16 protein-coding genes and 1 pseudogene are annotated in these 17,072 nt (G+C 70.0%); 7 read left to right on the top strand and 10 right to left on the bottom strand.

Going from position 1 to position 17,072, the window contains the following annotated elements:
* Nucleotides 1-241 precede the first annotated feature (241 nt).
* Complete coding sequence (locus AB0H81_RS10865) at nucleotides 242-400, top strand: hypothetical protein (protein ID WP_358372275.1); 159 nt, start codon at nucleotides 242-244, stop codon at nucleotides 398-400.
* A gap of 261 nt (nucleotides 401-661) precedes the next feature.
* On the opposite strand, the gene AB0H81_RS10870 is transcribed toward AB0H81_RS10865, so the two are convergent.
* Both AB0H81_RS10870 and AB0H81_RS10875 read right to left on the bottom strand, forming a co-directional pair.
* Nucleotides 662-2,116: a WXG100 family type VII secretion target gene (locus AB0H81_RS10870; RefSeq protein ID WP_358372277.1), complete on the bottom strand. Its 1,455-nt coding sequence runs from the start codon at nucleotides 2,114-2,116 to the stop codon at nucleotides 662-664.
* 6 nt (nucleotides 2,117-2,122) lie between these two features.
* Nucleotides 2,123-2,515 carry a hypothetical protein gene (locus AB0H81_RS10875; RefSeq protein WP_358372280.1) on the bottom strand — a complete coding sequence of 131 codons (393 nt, stop codon included), beginning with the start codon at nucleotides 2,513-2,515 and terminating at the stop codon, nucleotides 2,123-2,125.
* A 128-nt stretch (nucleotides 2,516-2,643) separates the two neighbouring features.
* Between AB0H81_RS10875 and eccB the strand changes: the two genes are divergently transcribed.
* The 3 genes from eccB (at nucleotide 2,644) to AB0H81_RS10890 (ending at nucleotide 5,951) form a co-directional block, all read left to right on the top strand.
* Nucleotides 2,644-4,068, top strand: coding sequence for a type VII secretion protein EccB (gene eccB / locus AB0H81_RS10880; RefSeq protein ID WP_358372283.1), 1,425 nt, complete (start codon nucleotides 2,644-2,646; stop codon nucleotides 4,066-4,068).
* Between the two features lie 81 nt (nucleotides 4,069-4,149).
* Nucleotides 4,150-4,494 (top strand): hypothetical protein, encoded by a 345-nt coding sequence (locus tag AB0H81_RS10885; protein ID WP_358372286.1) that lies wholly within the window; start codon nucleotides 4,150-4,152, stop codon nucleotides 4,492-4,494.
* Complete coding sequence (locus tag AB0H81_RS10890; RefSeq protein ID WP_358372288.1) at nucleotides 4,491-5,951, top strand: hypothetical protein; 1,461 nt, start codon at nucleotides 4,491-4,493, stop codon at nucleotides 5,949-5,951. Before AB0H81_RS10885 ends, AB0H81_RS10890 begins: the two co-directional genes overlap by 4 nt.
* 58 nt (nucleotides 5,952-6,009) lie before the next feature.
* Here AB0H81_RS10890 and AB0H81_RS10895 read toward each other — a convergent pair whose 3' ends face one another.
* The 6 genes from AB0H81_RS10895 to AB0H81_RS10920 all read right to left on the bottom strand — a co-directional run bounded on the left by AB0H81_RS10895 (nucleotide 6,010) and on the right by AB0H81_RS10920 (nucleotide 10,668).
* Complete coding sequence (locus tag AB0H81_RS10895; protein ID WP_358372291.1) at nucleotides 6,010-6,771, bottom strand: hypothetical protein; 762 nt, start codon at nucleotides 6,769-6,771, stop codon at nucleotides 6,010-6,012.
* Nucleotides 6,772-8,001: a hypothetical protein gene (locus tag AB0H81_RS10900; protein ID WP_358372293.1), complete on the bottom strand. Its 1,230-nt coding sequence runs from the start codon at nucleotides 7,999-8,001 to the stop codon at nucleotides 6,772-6,774.
* A 5-nt stretch (nucleotides 8,002-8,006) separates the two neighbouring features.
* Complete coding sequence (locus AB0H81_RS10905) at nucleotides 8,007-9,476, bottom strand: WXG100 family type VII secretion target (RefSeq protein ID WP_358372295.1); 1,470 nt, start codon at nucleotides 9,474-9,476, stop codon at nucleotides 8,007-8,009.
* Complete coding sequence (locus tag AB0H81_RS10910; protein WP_358372298.1) at nucleotides 9,476-9,880, bottom strand: hypothetical protein; 405 nt, start codon at nucleotides 9,878-9,880, stop codon at nucleotides 9,476-9,478. Before AB0H81_RS10910 ends, AB0H81_RS10905 begins: the two co-directional genes overlap by 1 nt.
* A 77-nt stretch (nucleotides 9,881-9,957) precedes the next feature.
* Nucleotides 9,958-10,263, bottom strand: coding sequence for a WXG100 family type VII secretion target (locus AB0H81_RS10915; RefSeq protein WP_358372300.1), 306 nt, complete (start codon nucleotides 10,261-10,263; stop codon nucleotides 9,958-9,960).
* 30 nt (nucleotides 10,264-10,293) lie between these two features.
* Nucleotides 10,294-10,668, bottom strand: coding sequence for a WXG100 family type VII secretion target (locus tag AB0H81_RS10920; protein ID WP_358372302.1), 375 nt, complete (start codon nucleotides 10,666-10,668; stop codon nucleotides 10,294-10,296).
* Between the two features lie 318 nt (nucleotides 10,669-10,986).
* On the opposite strand from AB0H81_RS10920, the gene AB0H81_RS10925 reads away from it, so the two are divergent.
* Together AB0H81_RS10925 and AB0H81_RS10930 are read left to right on the top strand one after the other, a co-directional pair.
* Entirely contained in the window at nucleotides 10,987-12,882 is a 1,896-nt protein-coding gene (locus AB0H81_RS10925; RefSeq protein ID WP_358372305.1) for a hypothetical protein, read from the top strand.
* A 12-nt stretch (nucleotides 12,883-12,894) separates the two neighbouring features.
* Nucleotides 12,895-13,617, top strand: a complete 723-nt coding sequence (locus AB0H81_RS10930; RefSeq protein WP_358372307.1) for a hypothetical protein — start codon at nucleotides 12,895-12,897, stop codon at nucleotides 13,615-13,617.
* A gap of 89 nt (nucleotides 13,618-13,706) precedes the next feature.
* Here AB0H81_RS10930 and AB0H81_RS10935 read toward each other — a convergent pair whose 3' ends face one another.
* Together AB0H81_RS10935 and eccD are read right to left on the bottom strand one after the other, a co-directional pair.
* Nucleotides 13,707-14,150 carry a YbaB/EbfC family nucleoid-associated protein gene (locus AB0H81_RS10935; protein ID WP_358372310.1) on the bottom strand — a complete coding sequence of 148 codons (444 nt, stop codon included), beginning with the start codon at nucleotides 14,148-14,150 and terminating at the stop codon, nucleotides 13,707-13,709.
* 44 nt (nucleotides 14,151-14,194) lie between these two features.
* The gene (gene eccD, locus AB0H81_RS10940) at nucleotides 14,195-15,580 is read right to left on the bottom strand and encodes a type VII secretion integral membrane protein EccD (protein ID WP_358372313.1); all 1,386 of its coding nucleotides are present in this window, start codon (nucleotides 15,578-15,580) and stop codon (nucleotides 14,195-14,197) included.
* A 267-nt stretch (nucleotides 15,581-15,847) separates the two neighbouring features.
* Here eccD and AB0H81_RS10945 point away from each other — a divergent pair.
* A pseudogene (locus tag AB0H81_RS10945) lies at nucleotides 15,848-17,072 on the top strand (type VII secretion protein EccC); the annotation flags it as partial.

The following is a 17,072-nucleotide window of genomic DNA, read 5'->3' on the forward strand; positions in this document are numbered from 1 at the left end:
AGCGTGCGACTGGGTGGCAGCGCGACTGGGGGGCAGCGTGCGACGAACTGTTTCGCCGCCATATGCGAGATGCGAAGCCATGGTGCGATGTCGTCTCCGTGATCATCGCGTTCTCGGCCATCGTCGGTGGTGAACACGCTGATCGCGGCCGCCCGGCGACGCCGCCGCGAGTTCGGGCTGCTGCGGCTGTCGGCCGCCACCCGCGGGTGGGTCCTGGCCATGGTTTGCCGTCGAGGCCGCGATGACGGTGGTGCCCGCCGTCGCGCTCGGCACGGCCGCCGCCACGGCGGCCACCGTGCCCTCCAACCTCGTCAAGACCGGCTCACCACTCCCGGCCGGGCCGGCATGGGTGTACGGCACCACCGGCGCGGGGCGTTGCTGCTCGTCCTGGTGGTCGTGACCCCGACCGCCGTGGCGGCACTGCGCACCGGCTCGGTCAACCCTCGACCGCAGCCCGACAGCAGCGCAGCGCACCCGCCCGACCGACCCTCCGGCCGCGGCCCGACAGCGGCGCAGCGCACCCGCCCGACCGACGCCCTGACCGCGGCCCGACAGCGGCGCTGCGCACCCCGCCCGACCGACAGAGGGAAAGCGGGTTCGGCGTGGGAACGGTGGTCCGCCCAGCCGAGCCCTGGGTCCGGGAGATCCCGGGACGCGGCACCTATCCCAGGCGGTCGGAGACGACCCCGTCGAGGGCCCCGCCTGTCCAGTCATCGTCGTCCGTGTGAAGCCAGTACTGGCTCTCCCGGTCCCGTTCCTGTTCGCTTCCTCCGCCGCCGCCGTGCATGGGCACCATGGGGACGCCCGTCCCCATGCCTCCCGCGCCGCCGCCGCGGGCGGCGAGCTGCTGGGCGTTGGCCGCCGACGAGCTGTCGAATCGGCCCGTCGTGGAGACACCGTCCGCCGCCGAGGCGGCGTTCGGGTTGGCGTTCGGGTTGGGCACCCCGTAGGGGGTCGAGGTGGTGTGCGGGTTGGTGGTGCTGTTCGGGCTGGGGGTGGGCCAGGTGGTGTTGTTGGGGTTCCAGCCGGAGGTGGTCGCGTCCGGGACCTTGGGGAGCTGGTAGTCGGCGAGTTCCGTCGCCGTGGAGCCGCCCGGCGTGGTGATGCCCTTGCTCGGGTCCGTGAGGCCCTTGCTGGGGTCGGTGATGTGGCTTCCGGGCGTGGTGGCGCCCTGGGAGGGGTCCGTGACGCCGCCGCCGGGTGTGTCGACGCCCCCGGGGGTGCCGATCCCGCCGGGCGAGCCGACGCCTCCCCTGCCGGAGCCTCCGTCTGTCCCGCCACCCGGCGTGGAGCCTCCGGGGCCGCCCGGGACGCCGGGCACGCCGGGGCCGTTGACGTCGCCCGAGCCGCCGTCGCGCTTGCTCGGGTCGTCCAGGTTCAGGCCGCCCGAGCCGTTGGTGCCGTCGCCGTTGACGCCGCCCCCGGTGAAGTCCCCGCCGCTGTACCCGGTGGGCGTGACCCGGTTGCCCTTGAAGGGCGAATCGTCGAAGTTGACGTTCTTGGACTGGTTGTCAGTCGGCAGGACCGGGTCCTTGATGTCAGGCAGGTCCTTCTGGACGAAGTCCGGGAAGCGGGCGTACGCCTCGTACAGGTCCTTGTTGAAGACGCCGAGGTGCTTGCCGGCCAGTTCGTCCTGAGATCCCGTCTCCCAGCCCTTGTCGATCGTGCGGAAGACACCCCCGACGGAGTCATCCCAGCTGCCCATGTCGCCGACTGGATTGCTCCAGGTGGCGGTCCCGCCCTCGACGAAGTCCTTGTGCTCGCGGACGCGGTCGGCCAGGGTCTGCATCGGCTTGGCCATCCCCTCCATGCCGCCGGAGAGGTTGACGATGGTGTCGTGGAGTTGCCGCAGCGCCTTCTGCGCCTCGACGGACGCCTTGCCCTTCCAGATCTTGGCCAGCTCGGCGCTGACCTCGTCGATCGTGTCCAGCGTCTGCGCCAGCCGCCCCGCGGCGTCACTGTACGCGGTGGCGGCGCCCTCGAAGGTCTCGGCGGAGAGCATCGTGATGAAGTTCTTGACCTCGGCGACACTCCGGCCACCCTCGTCGACGCTGAAGTTGTCGCACTGGGTCTTGATCCAGTGGGTCGCCTTGGGGTTCTTCGTGGAGTCTGCCATCTGCGATCACGCGTTCCAGGTGCTCAGGTCGGTGGCTGTCTTGTAGATCCCACCGCCGGCCAGGATGAGGTTGATGGCGATGCGGAGCTTGTCATCGACCTGCTCATAGATGTCGGTGAGCTGCTCCTGGCCCTTCTGCGCCGTCTCGACGAAGACCTTGCCGCCCTCCCAGCGCTTGATCCCCTTGACCTGGAGACGCAGGGTGTCCATGTTGGTCTTGGACCGCACGTCACCCAGGGAGCCGGGTTTGGTACCGGTCAGGGCCGTGAGTTCGGCGATCAGCCGGTCGGCGAGAGCCTGGAACTTCTTCTCAGGGTCCTCCGGATACTCGACACCGTCACGGTCGGCATCAAGTCCGGGCCACTTCTGGCCGCAATGCCGGTGATCCTTCGCAGGCACGACACCCTCCCCAATGGCTCTTGATCCGCAACTTTACTCGCACAGCCATCGCGTCGTACAGAAGTTGACATATCCCCCATGCCGCTCACCCGTAACATAACGCGGGAGCCAGACCCGAACGGAGTGGCATGCAGACCCGCAAGGATCTCTACCAGGCGCACCGGTTCATGACCCAGCGCCTCGGCATGGCCCTGTTGCAGGGCGAGCCTGACCTGCCCGAATCGCCCATGCGCCGGCACAACGTCGCGACGTTCGCGGGCGTGCTCATCGCGATCCTCATCGCGGCGGGCTTCGGCATCTACGGCATGCTCAAGCCGGGCGGGGCCACCAAGCTCACCGATCCCGGGCAACTCCTCGTCGAGGAGGAGACGGGCGCGACCTATGTCTACAGCCAGCAGGAGGGCCGGCTGCTGCCGGTGGCCAACTACGTCTCAGCGCGTCTCCTGCTGGACAGCGACCAGATCAAGGTGCGCAACGTGGCGGCGGAGTCGCTGGCGGGCTTCTCACGCGGGCCGATGGTGGGCATCCCGCAGGCGCCGAACTCGCTGCCCAAGCCGCAGCGGATGGTCAAGACGCCGTGGTCGGCCTGTGTGACCGAGGGGCAGGACTCCGCGGGGACCCGCCGGTCGTACGTGACGCTGGTGGGCGGGACGGAGGTCGGCGGCGTGTCACCCGGCGCCTCCGACGCGCTGCTCGTGAGCTCCGGCGACCAGAACTGGGTGCTGTGGGCCAACCAGCGGATGCAGGTGAACAACGTCGACCGGCTCACCGACCAGGTGCCGCGCCGGGTGCCCACCTCGTGGATCAACGCCATCCCGGAGGGCAGCAGGTTCGCCGCTCCCACCATCCGCGGACGCGGGAAGCCGCTCCCCGGCTCCGACTTCCGGGTCGGCCAGGTCCTGAAGGTGGAGGCGCTGGCGGGCACCCCGGCCCGCTGGTACGTGCTGCTCTCTGACGGCCTCGCCCCCATCACCCAGACCCAGGCGACGCTGCTGATCCAGGACCCCGCCAGCCATGCCGCGTACGGCCGCGAGCGTGTGCGGGAGATCCTGATCGACGCGGCGAGCGCCAACGCCACCAAGCAGTCCACCCAGAACATCAGGGGCGGCGGCATGCCCGAGACGATGCCGCGCTTCCAGACGCCGGCGGCGTCGGCCCCGCTGTGCATGGTGTACGCCGACCTGCTCAAGGGCTCGGTCAAGGGCCGGCTGACCGTCGGCAGCACGGTGCAGATCCGGGCGCCGAAGACCGTCAGCAGCACGGAGAAGTTCGACCAGGTGGTGCTGCCGCCGGGCAGCGCCGCGATGGCCGGTCTGCTGCCGGGCGAGGGCCAGCTCTCGTCGGTCACCCAGTTCTACCTGATCACCGATCAGGGCAAGAAGTTCCGGCTCGTGACGCCCGACGTCGTGACGAAGCTGGGCTACGACGCCTCGCACGTGACGCCCCTGCCGCCCCATCTGCTGCGCCTGATCCCGGACGGGCCGGCGCTGGACCCGGCCGCCGCCCTCACCCCGATGACCGACACGCCGGCACTGCGCTCCTCCGGGCCGTGAACTGGGCATTTCATAGACGATAAATACTGGTAAACAGTAGTATTCGAGGGTTAAGTGTGCCTTAAGCGATTTGGGGGGCATATGGGGGACACTGCCAACGGGTACGACGTCATCCCGCCGAGCCTGACCAAGGCCATGCAGGCGTGCGCGGACCAGATGCAGCCCGTCAAGGACTGCATCGCGGCCTTCGGGCCCGCGAAGCTCGCCAAGAGCGACTTCTCCGCCGCACCCCAGGCCGACGAGCTGGCCGCCGCCTACGTCGACGGCACGCAGGAGATGAACTACCGGGACAAGCGGTACGAGTCTGTCGTCGACTACATGAACGACCTGTACGCCGCGCTGGAGTGGATGTCCGAGTCCCTCGAGGCGTCGGCGTACAACTACAAGCTGGCCGAGCAGGCCAGCCAGGGCAAGGCGGGGCAATGAGCGACGGCCACATCAACCCGCTGCAGTGGAACTGGACCCACTGGCCCTTCGCCGTCGACTTCGGCTCGATCCTCAATCCTGAGCCCCTGATCGCCACGATCAAGGCGATGTGGCACGCCATCCCCGCGGTGGTCGGCGCCGACGACTCCGAGCAACGGCTGCGGGACGCGGCCAACGCGCACGAGCGCATGGCGGAGAAGCTCGGCAAGATCTTCGCTGTCCTCGACACCCGGGCCCAGGGCCAGAGTGACGGCTACATGGACCGGATCGTCAAGGAGTGGAAGGGCAAGGCCGCCGACGAGTTCCGCAAGGTCTGGGGCGAGGTCGTCAAGCAGGAGAACCGCCAGGCGGTCGCGACCAGCGCGACCGGCATCGCCAGCATCCTGCGGGCGGTGGCGGACGCCGCGGCGATGACCAGGAAGGCCCTGATCGAGCTGCTCAAGGCCGCGGCCATCTGGGCCGGCTTCTTCATGGCCCTCAGGTGGGCGGCCCGCATGTGGGGCGGCGTCCTCGCCGCCCAGTTCGCCACCTACGCCGCGTACCTGCGCACCACCCGTCTGGTCGGCATGGCCGTCCAGGTTCTGATCAGATTCATGTCGATGCTGCGCACCTGCGCCCTGGCGCTGCGCAACCTGCCCGTCGTGGGCCGCCTCCTGCGTATGCCGGGAGCGGCCAAGCTGGGCTCGCTGAAAGCCACGGCCACGCTGAGCAGGACCGAGGTGGAGCTCGCCAAGTTCACCAAGTACGCGGGGTACGCCGAGCGGGTCGGCAAGACGAGCTTCTCCAGCTTCGCGAAGACCTCCGGCTGGGTCTACACCGGCGTCGTCGGCTCCCAGATGCTCTCCCAGGGCATGCAGGGCAACAGCATCTTCAACCTCGACCCGCTGACGTTCGCCCAGGCCGCCCGCATCACCACGGGCGCCACCCTGGCCGCCACCTTCGCGCCCCTCACGGGCCTCAGCACCAAGGGCTTCGCCAGTGGCGGCACGGCCGGGTCCTTCACGGCGCCCCTGACCAAGTCGGGCCAGGCCGTGGTCGAGTCCGGCGAGGCGTTCGGCGGTTTCGTCGCGATGCGGAACCCGGCGTACGAGGCGCTCAAGAAGAAGCTGCCGACGATCGGCGGGGGCAGGGGCAACGGCCACAAGACGTTCTGGCAGGCCATCCCGACGGCGGTCTTCCGCGTGTGGCGGCCCCTGCACACCACGGAGAAGCCTGAGGAACTGCCGCAGTGGCAGCAGCCCAGCACCGGCGCGCACACGATGGCCCAGCCGCCGCGGGACCAGGTGGACAAGGTCGGCTACTGGCCGGTCAACGGGTCCCTGTACGACATCGCGCAGAAGGTGTACGGCGACCCGGAGCGCTGGCGCGAGATCTACGCCGCCAACAGGGACCTCATCGGGCCGGACCCCGGAAAGCTGAAGCCGGGTCAGATCCTGCGCATCCCGCTGGACGACTGAGCCCCGCCAGGGGCGGCCGGGGACACCGGCCGCCCGGACGCGGTCACGAGGCGAAGTCCTAGATCTTCATGGTCTTGCTCGGGTCGTCCATCTTCTGGGAGAGGCCGAGGGTCTCGTCGTACTGGAGCGCGGTGTTGGAGAACGGCGGCATGCCACTGCCGGACTTCATGGCGCTCATCTCCGTCGGCAGGCCCGCCTTCATCATGGGGAAGAGCTTGCCGGTCATCTCGGTCTGCTGGACGGCCATGTAGAGGAGGGTGCCGAGGCCACCGAGAAGCATGAGCTGCTTGCGGGCGGCGGTCTTCACCGCGTTGGTGGTCGTGGCGCCCTGCGCGATGGACTCCCCCTCGGCGGCGACCGCGGCGGCCGGGTGCAGGAAGCTCATGATGCGCTTGCGGATGGCGAAGATCAGCATGCCTACCGCGACGGCACCGAACAGCGTCCCGAGGAAGCTGAACGCCTTCTGGGTCTCCCCCACCCCGTCGCCGTTGGCGTTGCGCAGCTTGGCGAGCTCCTCGACGCCCTTCTTGAACGTCTCGTAGACGCCCTCGAAGGTCTCCCAGGCGGAGCCCTCCCACTTACCCTCTTCCTTGAGGCGCTTCTTGAAGCCGGCCATCTCCGTCACGAGCTCGTCGATCTCGGTGATCTGGCCCTGGTGGTCCTGGGTCTTCCACAGACCGGTCGACTGCCCCATCCCGGTGATGTGGCCGTAGCACGTGCCCATGAGGGCGACCACGTACCAGGGCCATCTGCCGCCGATGAGGCCCGCCGCCGCCGTCGCCGTGGCGATGGCGGCGGCCATGATTCTCTCGTCGGCCATTTAGGTGTCCACCCCGATCGTGCTGGGCGCCGTGGGTTCGTCGCCGCCCCAGACGCTCTCCTCCGCGCGGAGCCCGTACTGGTCGTCACCCTCGCGGGACTGGTCGCCGGTCTGCCCCGCGCCGCCCATGGGCATGAACGGCGCCATCGGCATACCGCTGTTCGTCAGGCCCGCCGTCGCGGAGCGCAGTCCGGCCTGCAGTGCGCCCGCGTTCGCTCCTCCGCCGCTGACCGTGCCTCCACCGGTTCCCGGCCCGGTGGTGGTCTGGACGGGGTTGACGGTCCTCCCGACCCCGTTCGGGTCGGCGGTCAGGGAGTTCATGTCGGGCGTTCTCAACTGGGGCGGCTGGTAGTCGGAGAGCTCCGTGCCCGTCGGGACCTTGGTGTTGAGACCGGACATGTCGGGCATCCGCGGGCCGTTGAGCGCCGAACTGATGTCGGGCACCTTGGTGTCGACCCCGCCCAGACCGTCGGCGCCGGGCATCTTCGGCAGGTCGGTGCTGGGCATCTTGGGGAGGTCGGGCTTGGGCAGGGTCCTCGGCGAGTCGGGGATGCCGTCGCCGTTCAGGTCGACGTCGGGGATGCCGTCCCCGTTGAGGTCCTTGTCCGGGATGCCGTCCCCGTTGACGTCGACGTCGGGGACGCCGTCGCCGTTCAGGTCGACGTCAGGGATGCCGTCCCCGTTCAGGTCCTTGTCCGGGATGCCGTCCCCGTTGACGTCCACGTCGGGGACGCCGTCGCCATCGAGGTCGGGCAGCCCCTTCCCGCCGAGATCACCCAGCCCGCCTGGATTGCCGAGGTTCTTCAGGCCTCCCAGGTCGCCGAGTCCCCCCATGTCGCCCAGGCCGTTGCCGATCTGATCCATGGTGTTGGCACCGGCAGCGCTGTAGTTGGCGTCGGAGTCGTGGAGCGCCTTCTTCCAGCTGTCCAGGGAGTCCTGAGCCAGCTTCATCGCCTCACGCTGGCTCGCGATCGCCTTCTCGTGCAGCTTGTTGACGCCCATGCCGATCACGGCGAAGGACGGCCAGGGCACGCCCAGGGCACTGCTCTTGCCGTCCAGTCTCGTCAGCGTCTCGTTCTGCTCGTCGAGCCGCTTGCCGGTGCTGTTGAGCTTCCCCTCGGTGAACGAGACGTGCGACGCCGCCCCGGCCGTCAGCCCGTTGAGGGCGCCGTTCTGGTTCAGGGCGTTGAGCGCGTTAGCGCCGTTCGATCCGTTCGCCGAGTTCGTCATTTCCCCTACATCTGCTCCTGCGTGCCGAGAACCGCATTGGTCACGTCAGATCCTCCCGCGACGTCCCAGTCCTGCGGAAGGTAGTAGTTCCGGGGAAGCTCCTCCCCGTCCTGGCCGGCCCCGCCACCGCCCAGCAGCGGCGCGACGGGCATGCCGGTCGAAGAGGCCGCGGACCCGCGCACGGAGCCGGCCGGGAGCGCCTCTCCCGCCATCGAGCCCGCGCCGCCGTGGGGGCTGCCGAGCACCGAGGGCACGTACGGCGTGCCGCCCGTGGGGCTGACCGGGCTCACGGGCGTGACCATGGTGGTGGGGGTGGTGAACGGGTTGGAGTACGTCGTGGTCGTCGGCGACCAGCCGGTGGTGGGGGTGGGCGTGGTCAGCGTGTTCGGCGGCTGGTAGCTCTCCATCTCCGTCTGGCGCGACGGCGTGTCGTGGCCGCCGATGACCGGCGGGGCGGTGCCGTCCCTGCTGCCGGAGCTGGAGCCCGGGTCCTGCGTGCCGGGGGTCTGCCCGTTCGGGTCGCCGGGGCCGCCCGGGGTCTGGCCGTTCGGACCGCCGGGGGTCTGGCCGTCGGTGGAGCCGTCGCCGGTGCCCGTCCCCTTGCCGCCGTCGGAGCCGTCCTTGCCACCCGTGCCGCCCGAGCCGTCGGAGCCGCCGGACCCGTCCTTGCCGCCCGTCGAACCGCCGGGGTCGCCGGAGCCGCCCGTGTGGCCGGTGCCGGTGCCGGTGCCACCGGTGCCGCCCGAACCGCCCGAGTGCCCGCTGCCCCCGGTGCCCGTGGACCCGCCGGGCCCGTAGCCGGAGCCGCCCGAACCGCCCGAACCGCCGTTGCCGCCGCCGTTGATCCCGCCGACGCCCGTCGGGTAGTCGGCCGTGTTGTACGTGCCGGGCCCGCCGGGGATCGCCACGGCGGGCAGCTCGTAGGAGACGTCGTGGGGCACCTGAAGGGTGTACAGGTCGACGATCTTCTTGTTGAGCTCACGCATGGCCTGCTGGGCCTGGCGGTCCTCGGCGGCCTTCTTGGTCGCGGCGTCGGCCGCGGCCTTGGTCTCCGGGTCGCCGTAGGTGCCACCCGAGTCGCCCTCGGACTCGGCCTTGACGGCCTCGACCTTGGAGATGGTCTCGGGGATGTAGCCGGCGTACTGGCGCAGCGCCGAGCCCATCATCTCCAGCTTGGTGGCCAGCTCGCCGCCGGTGGCGTGCATCATCTGGATGGCGTTCTTGGCCTTGGTGGCGTCGGCGCCCTTCCAGACCTGGAGGATCTTGCCGGCGTGCTCCTCCAGCGTCTTCATGCTGCTCTCGACGGCGCTGGCCGCTTTCTCGTACGCGAGGCCCGCGTCCTGGATCTGCGACGGCTGCGTCTTGTGCAGCATCTGCAGGATCTCGTCCTTGGACGCGTTGACCGTGCCACCCTCCGGCATCTTGTCGAAGGACAGGATGACGACGACCTGCCGGCCCGTCTTGCGCTCGGCCATCACTTACCGCCTTCGCTGGCGACGTCTGCGGCGGCATGGTTGGCGGCGTTCGCCTCGATGGCGTCGATGACGTCCTTGAGTGCCTGGATGTACGCCGCGTACACGTCGGCGAACTTCTGCGCGCCGCTGTTCTTGCCGACCGTGGACGCGAAGGCGCTGGCGTCGTGCCAGGTGCCGATCTGCGCCTCGGTGAGCTGGCAGTGGTCGTGGAGGGCCTTGACCGAGCCGGTCGCCTGCCCCCCTGCCGAGCCCGTTCCCTCCAGGGCGCTGACAGCGGTCCTCAGCTCCTGGGCGATCTTCCGCATCGTGGAGGGCGAGTGCTCACGTGCCCCGCCGCCATCGAAGAGATCAGGATCGACGTACAGGGGGTCGGTGCCCCCGTCCATCGCGTCCTTCTGGGTCATCCCAACCCCCTAGACGAGCGAACTCGGCCACCGCGCCACGCGATGACCGAGAGAGAGTACGGCTGCCGCGTGTGGCGTCAGTCGGCCCAGATCTGGATGTTCTTCCGCTCAGCGGTCTGGTAGTTGCCGTTGGCGACCTTGACGACGGTAGCGGCCTTGAAGAGCTGCTCGCCCATCTGCACCTCAAGCTTGTTCCACTCGGCGCGCTTCTGCTCGAACCACTTCTGGGCCTCGCCCTCCCAGACCGCGCCGAGCTCCTTCTGGAGGTCCGCGTAGAGGTCGTCCGTAGCCCTGTCCAGCTCGGTGATGACCTTCTTCAGGTCCTCGTAGGCGAGGTCCATGCTTTCGTAATGTACGCGTACGCGGTCGTCGGGAACCGGCATGTTGATCTCCGTTCTTGGTCGGACGCTCGGCTAGTTGCGGTTGCTCGAGTTGATGAGAGTGTCGATACGGCCGCCCTCACCGGCGTTGACGAGGCCACGGGCGAGGTCCATGTTGTGGTCGTTGGCCTCCGAGTACACCTTGGCGTTGATGTTGAGCTTGTCGTAGATGCTCTCGAGGATCTGTCGGACCTGCTTGAACTCGACGTCCCATTGATCGAGCGCGCCGCCGAAGGCCCTGGCCGCGTCGCCTTCCCACTTCGTCATGATCTCGGCCTTGATGCCCGCGACGCGCTGGCGCATGCCTTCGATGTACTGAGCGGTGTTCTGGCAGTAGCCGGCCGCCTTCACCAAGGACGTGGCGGCGTGAGCGGACAGAGCCGCATCGACACCTGTTGGTTCTGCCATTGGACCTCCATGTCAGCAGGGCGTGTCTGGCTCGCGGCACCACGGGTCGCGCGACCCGGTGATCCCCGCAAACATCATCAAAGGGCATGTTAGCCACCACGCGCCCCAGAAATAACAGAGACTTAACATAACGGAAAGATCACGGGAAAGCGACTTATCGGTAAACGCCCTGGTAGACGCAGTGCGTTTTTCTGACTGCCCGAAAGAGGCGTTGGTGGCCGTACGAGGTAAAGGTTGTTGCCTGTACGGTTCGCCGATCACACGGCTAGGCTTTTCGCGCGTTTCGGGTGTATGACCAGCGTGGTTGGAGGGGCATCGGTGACCGAGGTCACGGGCGAGGAACGACCGAGCATCGAGAGCCTGCTCAACTGGAGCAGCGCACCAGTCGGCGTGGCCGGGATCGCGCCTGGCGAGCCCGACCCGCACGGCCGGCCTGATGGCCACGGCGAGCCGGGACGCCACGACTGGCCCGGCGGCCATGACGGTCCCGGGCACCACGGGGACCATGGCGGCCACGGGGGCCATGACGGTCACAGCGGCCATGACGGACACGGCGATCATGACGGACACATCGGTGACCACGGCGGCCCCGGAGGCGACGACGGCAGGTACGGCGTGCCGGAGGGCGAGGCGGGCACGGCTGACGACGGGATCGCGTGGGGCGTCAACGGGCCCGACGCGAACCTGGAGGTCGTCTTCACCGACCGGACCGCCCTGCAGGGCGACACCGGCGGCCGCGACGACACCGCGGGACGTGACGACACCGCAGGACTTTCCGACGACACCAGCGGACGTGACGGCGGGCGCGACGACAGCGGCGGCCCGGGCGACGGCCGCGGAGACGACGGCAGCGGGGACGACGGCAGCCGGGACGGCGCCGGCCTGGACGACGGCGGTGGCCAGGGTGAGTCCCAGGGCGGCGGCGACGAGCCGGTGGACACGGAGCCCGGCATGGTGGACCCGCAGGCCGCGGAGGGCGACCCGCAGTGGGAGCCGTCCGACGCCCAGCAGGACGACCCGGACCTCGGAACGGACGACAACCAGGCCGTGGACCCGCTGGACCCCGACGGCCCGGACGAACCCGTGGAGGAGGCCACCGACCCCGAGGCCTCCGACGGCAAGGACGGCGACGGGAACGGCACCGGCGACGACCAGGGCGACTCGAACGGGCAGAACGACGGCTCGCAGGGCGACGGCTCAGGCGACAACAACCAGGGCGATTCCGGGCAGGACGGCTCCGGGGGCACGGGTGACCCGGGTACCGCTGATCCTGGGAACGGCGACCCGGGCACCGGGACCGGTGACGGCACGGGCACGGGCACGGGCACGGGCACCGGGGACGGAACCGGTACGGGAGACGGAACCGGCGCCGGGACCGGCACGGGCGACGGGACCGGCACGGGTACGGGTACGGGCGACGGAACCGGCACCGGTACTGGCACGGGCACCGGAGACGGGACCGGTACTGGAACCGGAGACGGGACCGGCACAGGCCCCGGAGACGGGACGGGCACGGGCACGCCTCCGGGCGCCGGCGACGGCACAGTTACGCCTCCGGGCACCGGCGACGGCACAGGCACCGGTACCGGCACGGGGACCGGCGACGGCACCGGTACGACTCCGGGCATCGAAGACCCCACCGGCGGCGGACTGGGCGGCCTTCCCGGCGGCGGCACAGGTGGCGGGGGCGGCGGCGACGGCACCGGTACGCCTCCGGGCACCGGCGGCGACACCGGTGCGGGCGGTGGCGGGACCGGCGGCCTTCCCGGCGGCGGCACAGGTGGCGGCAGCGGCGGTGGCGGGACCGGTGGCGGCCGTGGTGGCGGCGACGGCGGCGCCGGCAAGGAGCCCAAGAAAAGCCGGGCGCAGATCCTCGCCGAGGGCAGCGTCAGCGGCGGCTGGCGCAACGCCGCCCCCGACAGCATGGACAACCTCGGCAAGAAGGTGGCCCCCACCGCGGACGGCAAGGGAGACACGCCGGGCGACAGGATGGGCCAGGCCGAGCAGAAGGCACGAAGCAGCGGCGTCGGGTACCCCGGCTTCGGCGTGGTGGGGCATTTCACCTATGGCAAGGCCTACGACGGCGCCCGCTCCGCCGCGGCTGACTACCTGAAGAGCGCGAAGAAGCAGCTTGAAGTCTGGCGGGAGCAGCTGAAGACCGGTGCCACAACCGTGCGCGAAGCCGATGACGCCAGCCACGTGAAGAACAAGTGAACTGAGACGGACATGGACGCCTACGACGCTGGAACGCTTCTCTTCACCACCGCGATCGCTGAGTGCTTCGCAGCGGCGCGCCTGGCCACCAACCCGTTCCTGTCCCAGTTTGCTGGGATGACCGGTTTGATGGTCGGCACGGTGCTCTCGAGCCCGAGCGACATCGCGGGCGGCAAGGAGAGTATGGAGCAGTTGGGTCGGGAGGTCGTCGAGGCCGCCTCCGCCCTGGAGGCCGCGTTCCGCAGCATCAGCGAGGACGAGTGGAAGAAGATGGGGCGTGACGCGGCCGAGGAGGCGGCGAAGAAGTTCACGAAAGACGCCCACGATGTCAAGATCATTTTTGACGCTCTGTCGGACATCATGGGTCACCTCGCGAGCCAGTCGATGGAGATGGCCGTCGCGTGCGCCTCGAGCGCGACGATCATTCTGGGGCTGGCCGTACTCAACAACATGGGCAAGTTTCTGGGCCCGGCTGCCGTGGCCACGGAGGCCAGCACCGTAGCCTCGGGAAATGCGCTGGTCATGGCTCTGAAGGGCATCGTGAGCAACTATGCGTTGCTCTTCGCCAAATCGGCGGCCCTCTCGGCTGGGATACAGGTCATGTTCGCGCAGAAGGGAATGACAGCCCTGCAGAAGGCCTCGCACCCCACCACTGGCGTGCCCCAGTTTGAGCAGGTATACATCCCCGACCTGCCCACGACGGACAAGAAGGGCAAGCCGCTCGGCGACGCCTGAGGCCGCCGGCCCGCGGCGGCGGCCTCAGCCCCGCGTACAGGCCTCAATGCCCCGGCCGGAAGCCGGCGGGTCAGAGGCCGGGGCGGCGGTCAGAGGTCGAGGCGGCGGCGGATGCGGTCGAGCTCGCCCATGACGTCCTCGAACGTCCGGTTGTACGCCGCCTCCGCCTCCTTGATCTTGTTGAGCGCCTCGTCGGGGTTGTTGACGTACTTCATCGGGTTGTCGTCCTCGCCGAACGTCTCCGACATGGCGCCGCTGACCTGGGTCTGCAGGTCGGCGGCCGCGTCCCGGAACACCACCTTGATGAGGTCGGCCAGCTCGCCCGAGGACAGCCGCATCGCCTTGGGGTGGAGCTGGAGCTCGCGCAACCCCTCGCTGCCGTACTCCACGGTCACCAGCCCGTCGTCGTCCTGCGCGCGGCCGACGATGGTGGACATGGACTTCTGGAGCTCCTCGATCCGGGCGAACTGCTCGTCAGCCCCTTTGAGCAGCTTGTCGATGTCGATGTTCGCGAAGTCTCCGAATTCCTGCATTACCGCTCCACCTTCGCATCACAGTTAAATCGCGCAGCAACCTATCAGCCGGACAATCCGCGCACCCAGGAATAGACCTCCAGGACCCCCAGCGCGAGCGGGAAAAGCTCCACGATGAGCACGACGTCCAGGATGTCGCCCGCGCGCCCCCAGAACGGCGACGGCTTGCCCGAGGGCAGCCACAGGCCGATCCCGACGGTCATCAGCCCCAGCCACAGCGCGCCGATCGCCACGGCCACCGCCCCGATCACGCCCGAGCCGGAGCCGAGCGTGAAGGCGAGTACGCCGAAGGCGGTCAGGCCCGTCATGATGAGCCACAGCCGCTGCCGGACCCCGCGGAAGATCCGGGCCCGCATGATCAGCGTCAGGCCGAGCGTGCCGATCATCAGGTCGGCGATCCAGCCGTCGTCCGTGGAGAGCAGCGCCATCGTGACCAGCGACATCAGCGCGACGGCGATGATCATACCGGTCGCGTAGCGCTGGGCGACGGCGGTCCGCTCCTGGATCGCCGTGCTGTCCAGACGCTGGTTGTCGCTGCGCAGTTCCTCGGCCGTGGTGGGCATCGCCGGCAGGGGCACCTTGGCCAGCCGGAACGACAGCGTCGGGATGAGCGGGCTGAGCGCCAGCAGCACCGAGATCTCCACCGCGGCCACGCCCGCGGGCGGCGCGGCGAACACCATGATCACGGCCGCGCCGATGGCCCCGGCGGCCGAGGCGATGGACGTGCCGAGGAAGCCCGGCACGCCGTCCGAGATGAGCACGCCGCCGATCGTCGCGACCAGCGCGGTGCAGGCGAACGCGGCCAGCGCGTGCGGCGCGCCGATGCTCGCCAGCACGCCCCCGCTCGCCGGGGCGAACAGGCCGGCGATGAAGCCGTACGGCAGCGCGGCGTGGCCGATGAGCGCGCCCGCGAGCGAGTCGCCGACCGCCCTGGACAGGGCCGCGCCCGTCGCGAGCAGCACGACGGCGAGCAGCCCGGCGACCACCGTGACGACCAGCGCCGGCGCGCCCGAGGTCATGAGCGCGATCGCGCCGAAGACCAGCACGCCGAGGGCGCCGGTGGCGCCCGCGAGCCTGGTGTGCCGGTTGGACCACGGGCCGGCGGCGTTCTTCACGCCGGTCGCCACCACGTCGGCCACGTCGTCGAACAGGGCGGGCGGCAGGATCGCCTCCCGCGGGCGCAGGTAGAGCACCTCGCCGTCGAGGATGCCGAGCTCGCCGAGACTCTGGCCGAGGTCGAGGGGGGCGCCGCCGAGCCGCTGGAGGGTCCAGCCGGGGGCCGCCGCCGCCTCGCCGCCCACCTCGTCGAGCGCGCGCAGCAGGTTCGGCAGCACGTGCGGGAGGGGGATGTCGGCGGGCAGCGCCAGGTCGGCCTTCTTCTTCGGCCCCACGATCGTCACGTGGCACAGCGCGGGCAGCGGCACGGGCACCTGCGCGAGCGCGCCCTGCCTGATCGGCCCCTGGAAGGGCCCCTGTGGCGGTCCCGGCAGGTGCGGGGGCCCAGGTGGATACGGCGGCCCGGGTGGGCCGGGAGGCCCCGCCGGCGGGCCGTGCGGGATCGGCCCCGATACGGCCGGTCCATGGACCATAGGTCCCATGTGTCGTCACTCCGTCCCACGAACGCCATGGACAACAGAGAACATACTGGGTCCCTTCTGGTAAGAAGGGCACCAACCGATACGGAGGACCGTCCCACGGTGAGCATCGTCGTAGTCCGGCGTCCCGAGCGGCGCCCGAGCCCCAAACCACCCCGCGGAGAGATCCTGCTGGAGTCGCCGCCGGAGATCCCGGAGGTGCAGGGGCAGGGGTTCATGATCGTGCTCACGTACCTGCCCATGCTGGCGGGCGGCGCCGCGATGGCGCTGATGTTCACGGCGGGGGGCAACTCCAACCCCATCATGTACGTGGCGAGCGGCATGTTCGCGGTGTCCATGGTCGGCATGACGATCGGCCAGATGGGCCGGCAGGCCGGCGAGCGCAAGTACCGGCTCAACGGCTCCCGCCGCGACTTCTACCGCTACCTGTCGCAGGTGCGCACCAAGGTCAGGCGGGCCGCCAAGCAGCAGCGCGAGGCGCTGGAGTGGAGCGGCCCCGAGCCCGACGCGCTGTGGTGGATCGCGATGGGCCCGCGCCTGTGGGAGCGCCGCCCCCGCGACGACGACTTCAGCACGGTACGGCTCGGCACGGGCGTGCAGAAGCTGGCCATCCAGCTCATCCCGCCGGACTCCAAGCCCATCGAGGACCTCGACGCCCTGTCGGCCGGCGCGCTGCGCAGGTTCGTGCGGGCGCACGCCACGGTGTCGCGGCTGCCCGTGGCCGTCGCCCTCGGCTCGTTCGCCCGGATCAAGATCACCGGCGACCCGGTCGCCGCGCGCGACATGGTGCGGGCCATGGTCGCCCAGATGGCGGTGTTCCACTCGCCGGACGACCTGCGCATCATGATCTGCGCCGACGAGGAGTGGATGGCGCACTGGGAGTGGGTCAAGTGGCTGCCGCACGCGCTGCACCCCGACCAGGTGGACGCCGCGGGCCCGGTCCGCCTCATGGCCGAGAACCTCAGCGAGCTGGACCGCCTCGTGGGCAACGAGCTGAAGGAGCGCGCCCGGTTCCGGCCCGGCTCGGCCGGCGACACGCTGCCGTACCACGTGCTCATCGTGGACGGCGGGCACGTGCCGCACGACTCGCAGCTCGGCACCGACGCCATCCAGGGCGTCACGGTGCTCGACCTGTCCGGCAGCACCGGCGCGGTCGAGGAGAAGAGCACCCTGCGGCTGGACGTGCAGCCCGACGGGTTCCACATGGTCAAGATCGACCACACCGGCAAGGAGTCCAAGACCCGGCTCGGCGACGCCGACCAGCTCGACTACCTGCGCGCCGAGGGCCTGGCCAGGCAGCTCGCCCCCCTGCGCGCCTCGGCCAACA

Source organism: Nonomuraea sp. NPDC050691 (assembly GCF_040654455.1).
Lineage (GTDB): Bacteria > Actinomycetota > Actinomycetes > Streptosporangiales > Streptosporangiaceae > Nonomuraea.

Bases quoted from the DNA above. Each gene is read 5' to 3' on its own strand.
- AB0H81_RS10865 (WP_358372275.1), top strand. From the start codon at position 242: ATGACGGTGGTGCCCGCCGTCGCGCTCGGCACGGCCGCCGCCACGGCG.
- AB0H81_RS10870 (WP_358372277.1), bottom strand. From the start codon at position 2,116: ATGGCAGACTCCACGAAGAACCCCAAGGCGACCCACTGGATCAAGACC.
- eccB (WP_358372283.1), top strand. From the start codon at position 2,644: ATGCAGACCCGCAAGGATCTCTACCAGGCGCACCGGTTCATGACCCAG.
- AB0H81_RS10885 (WP_358372286.1), top strand. From the start codon at position 4,150: ATGGGGGACACTGCCAACGGGTACGACGTCATCCCGCCGAGCCTGACC.
- AB0H81_RS10890 (WP_358372288.1), top strand. From the start codon at position 4,491: ATGAGCGACGGCCACATCAACCCGCTGCAGTGGAACTGGACCCACTGG.
- AB0H81_RS10895 (WP_358372291.1), bottom strand. From the start codon at position 6,771: ATGGCCGACGAGAGAATCATGGCCGCCGCCATCGCCACGGCGACGGCG.
- AB0H81_RS10900 (WP_358372293.1), bottom strand. From the start codon at position 8,001: ATGACGAACTCGGCGAACGGATCGAACGGCGCTAACGCGCTCAACGCC.
- AB0H81_RS10905 (WP_358372295.1), bottom strand. From the start codon at position 9,476: ATGGCCGAGCGCAAGACGGGCCGGCAGGTCGTCGTCATCCTGTCCTTC.
- AB0H81_RS10910 (WP_358372298.1), bottom strand. From the start codon at position 9,880: ATGACCCAGAAGGACGCGATGGACGGGGGCACCGACCCCCTGTACGTC.
- AB0H81_RS10915 (WP_358372300.1), bottom strand. From the start codon at position 10,263: ATGCCGGTTCCCGACGACCGCGTACGCGTACATTACGAAAGCATGGAC.
- AB0H81_RS10920 (WP_358372302.1), bottom strand. From the start codon at position 10,668: ATGGCAGAACCAACAGGTGTCGATGCGGCTCTGTCCGCTCACGCCGCC.
- AB0H81_RS10930 (WP_358372307.1), top strand. From the start codon at position 12,895: ATGGACGCCTACGACGCTGGAACGCTTCTCTTCACCACCGCGATCGCT.
- AB0H81_RS10935 (WP_358372310.1), bottom strand. From the start codon at position 14,150: ATGCAGGAATTCGGAGACTTCGCGAACATCGACATCGACAAGCTGCTC.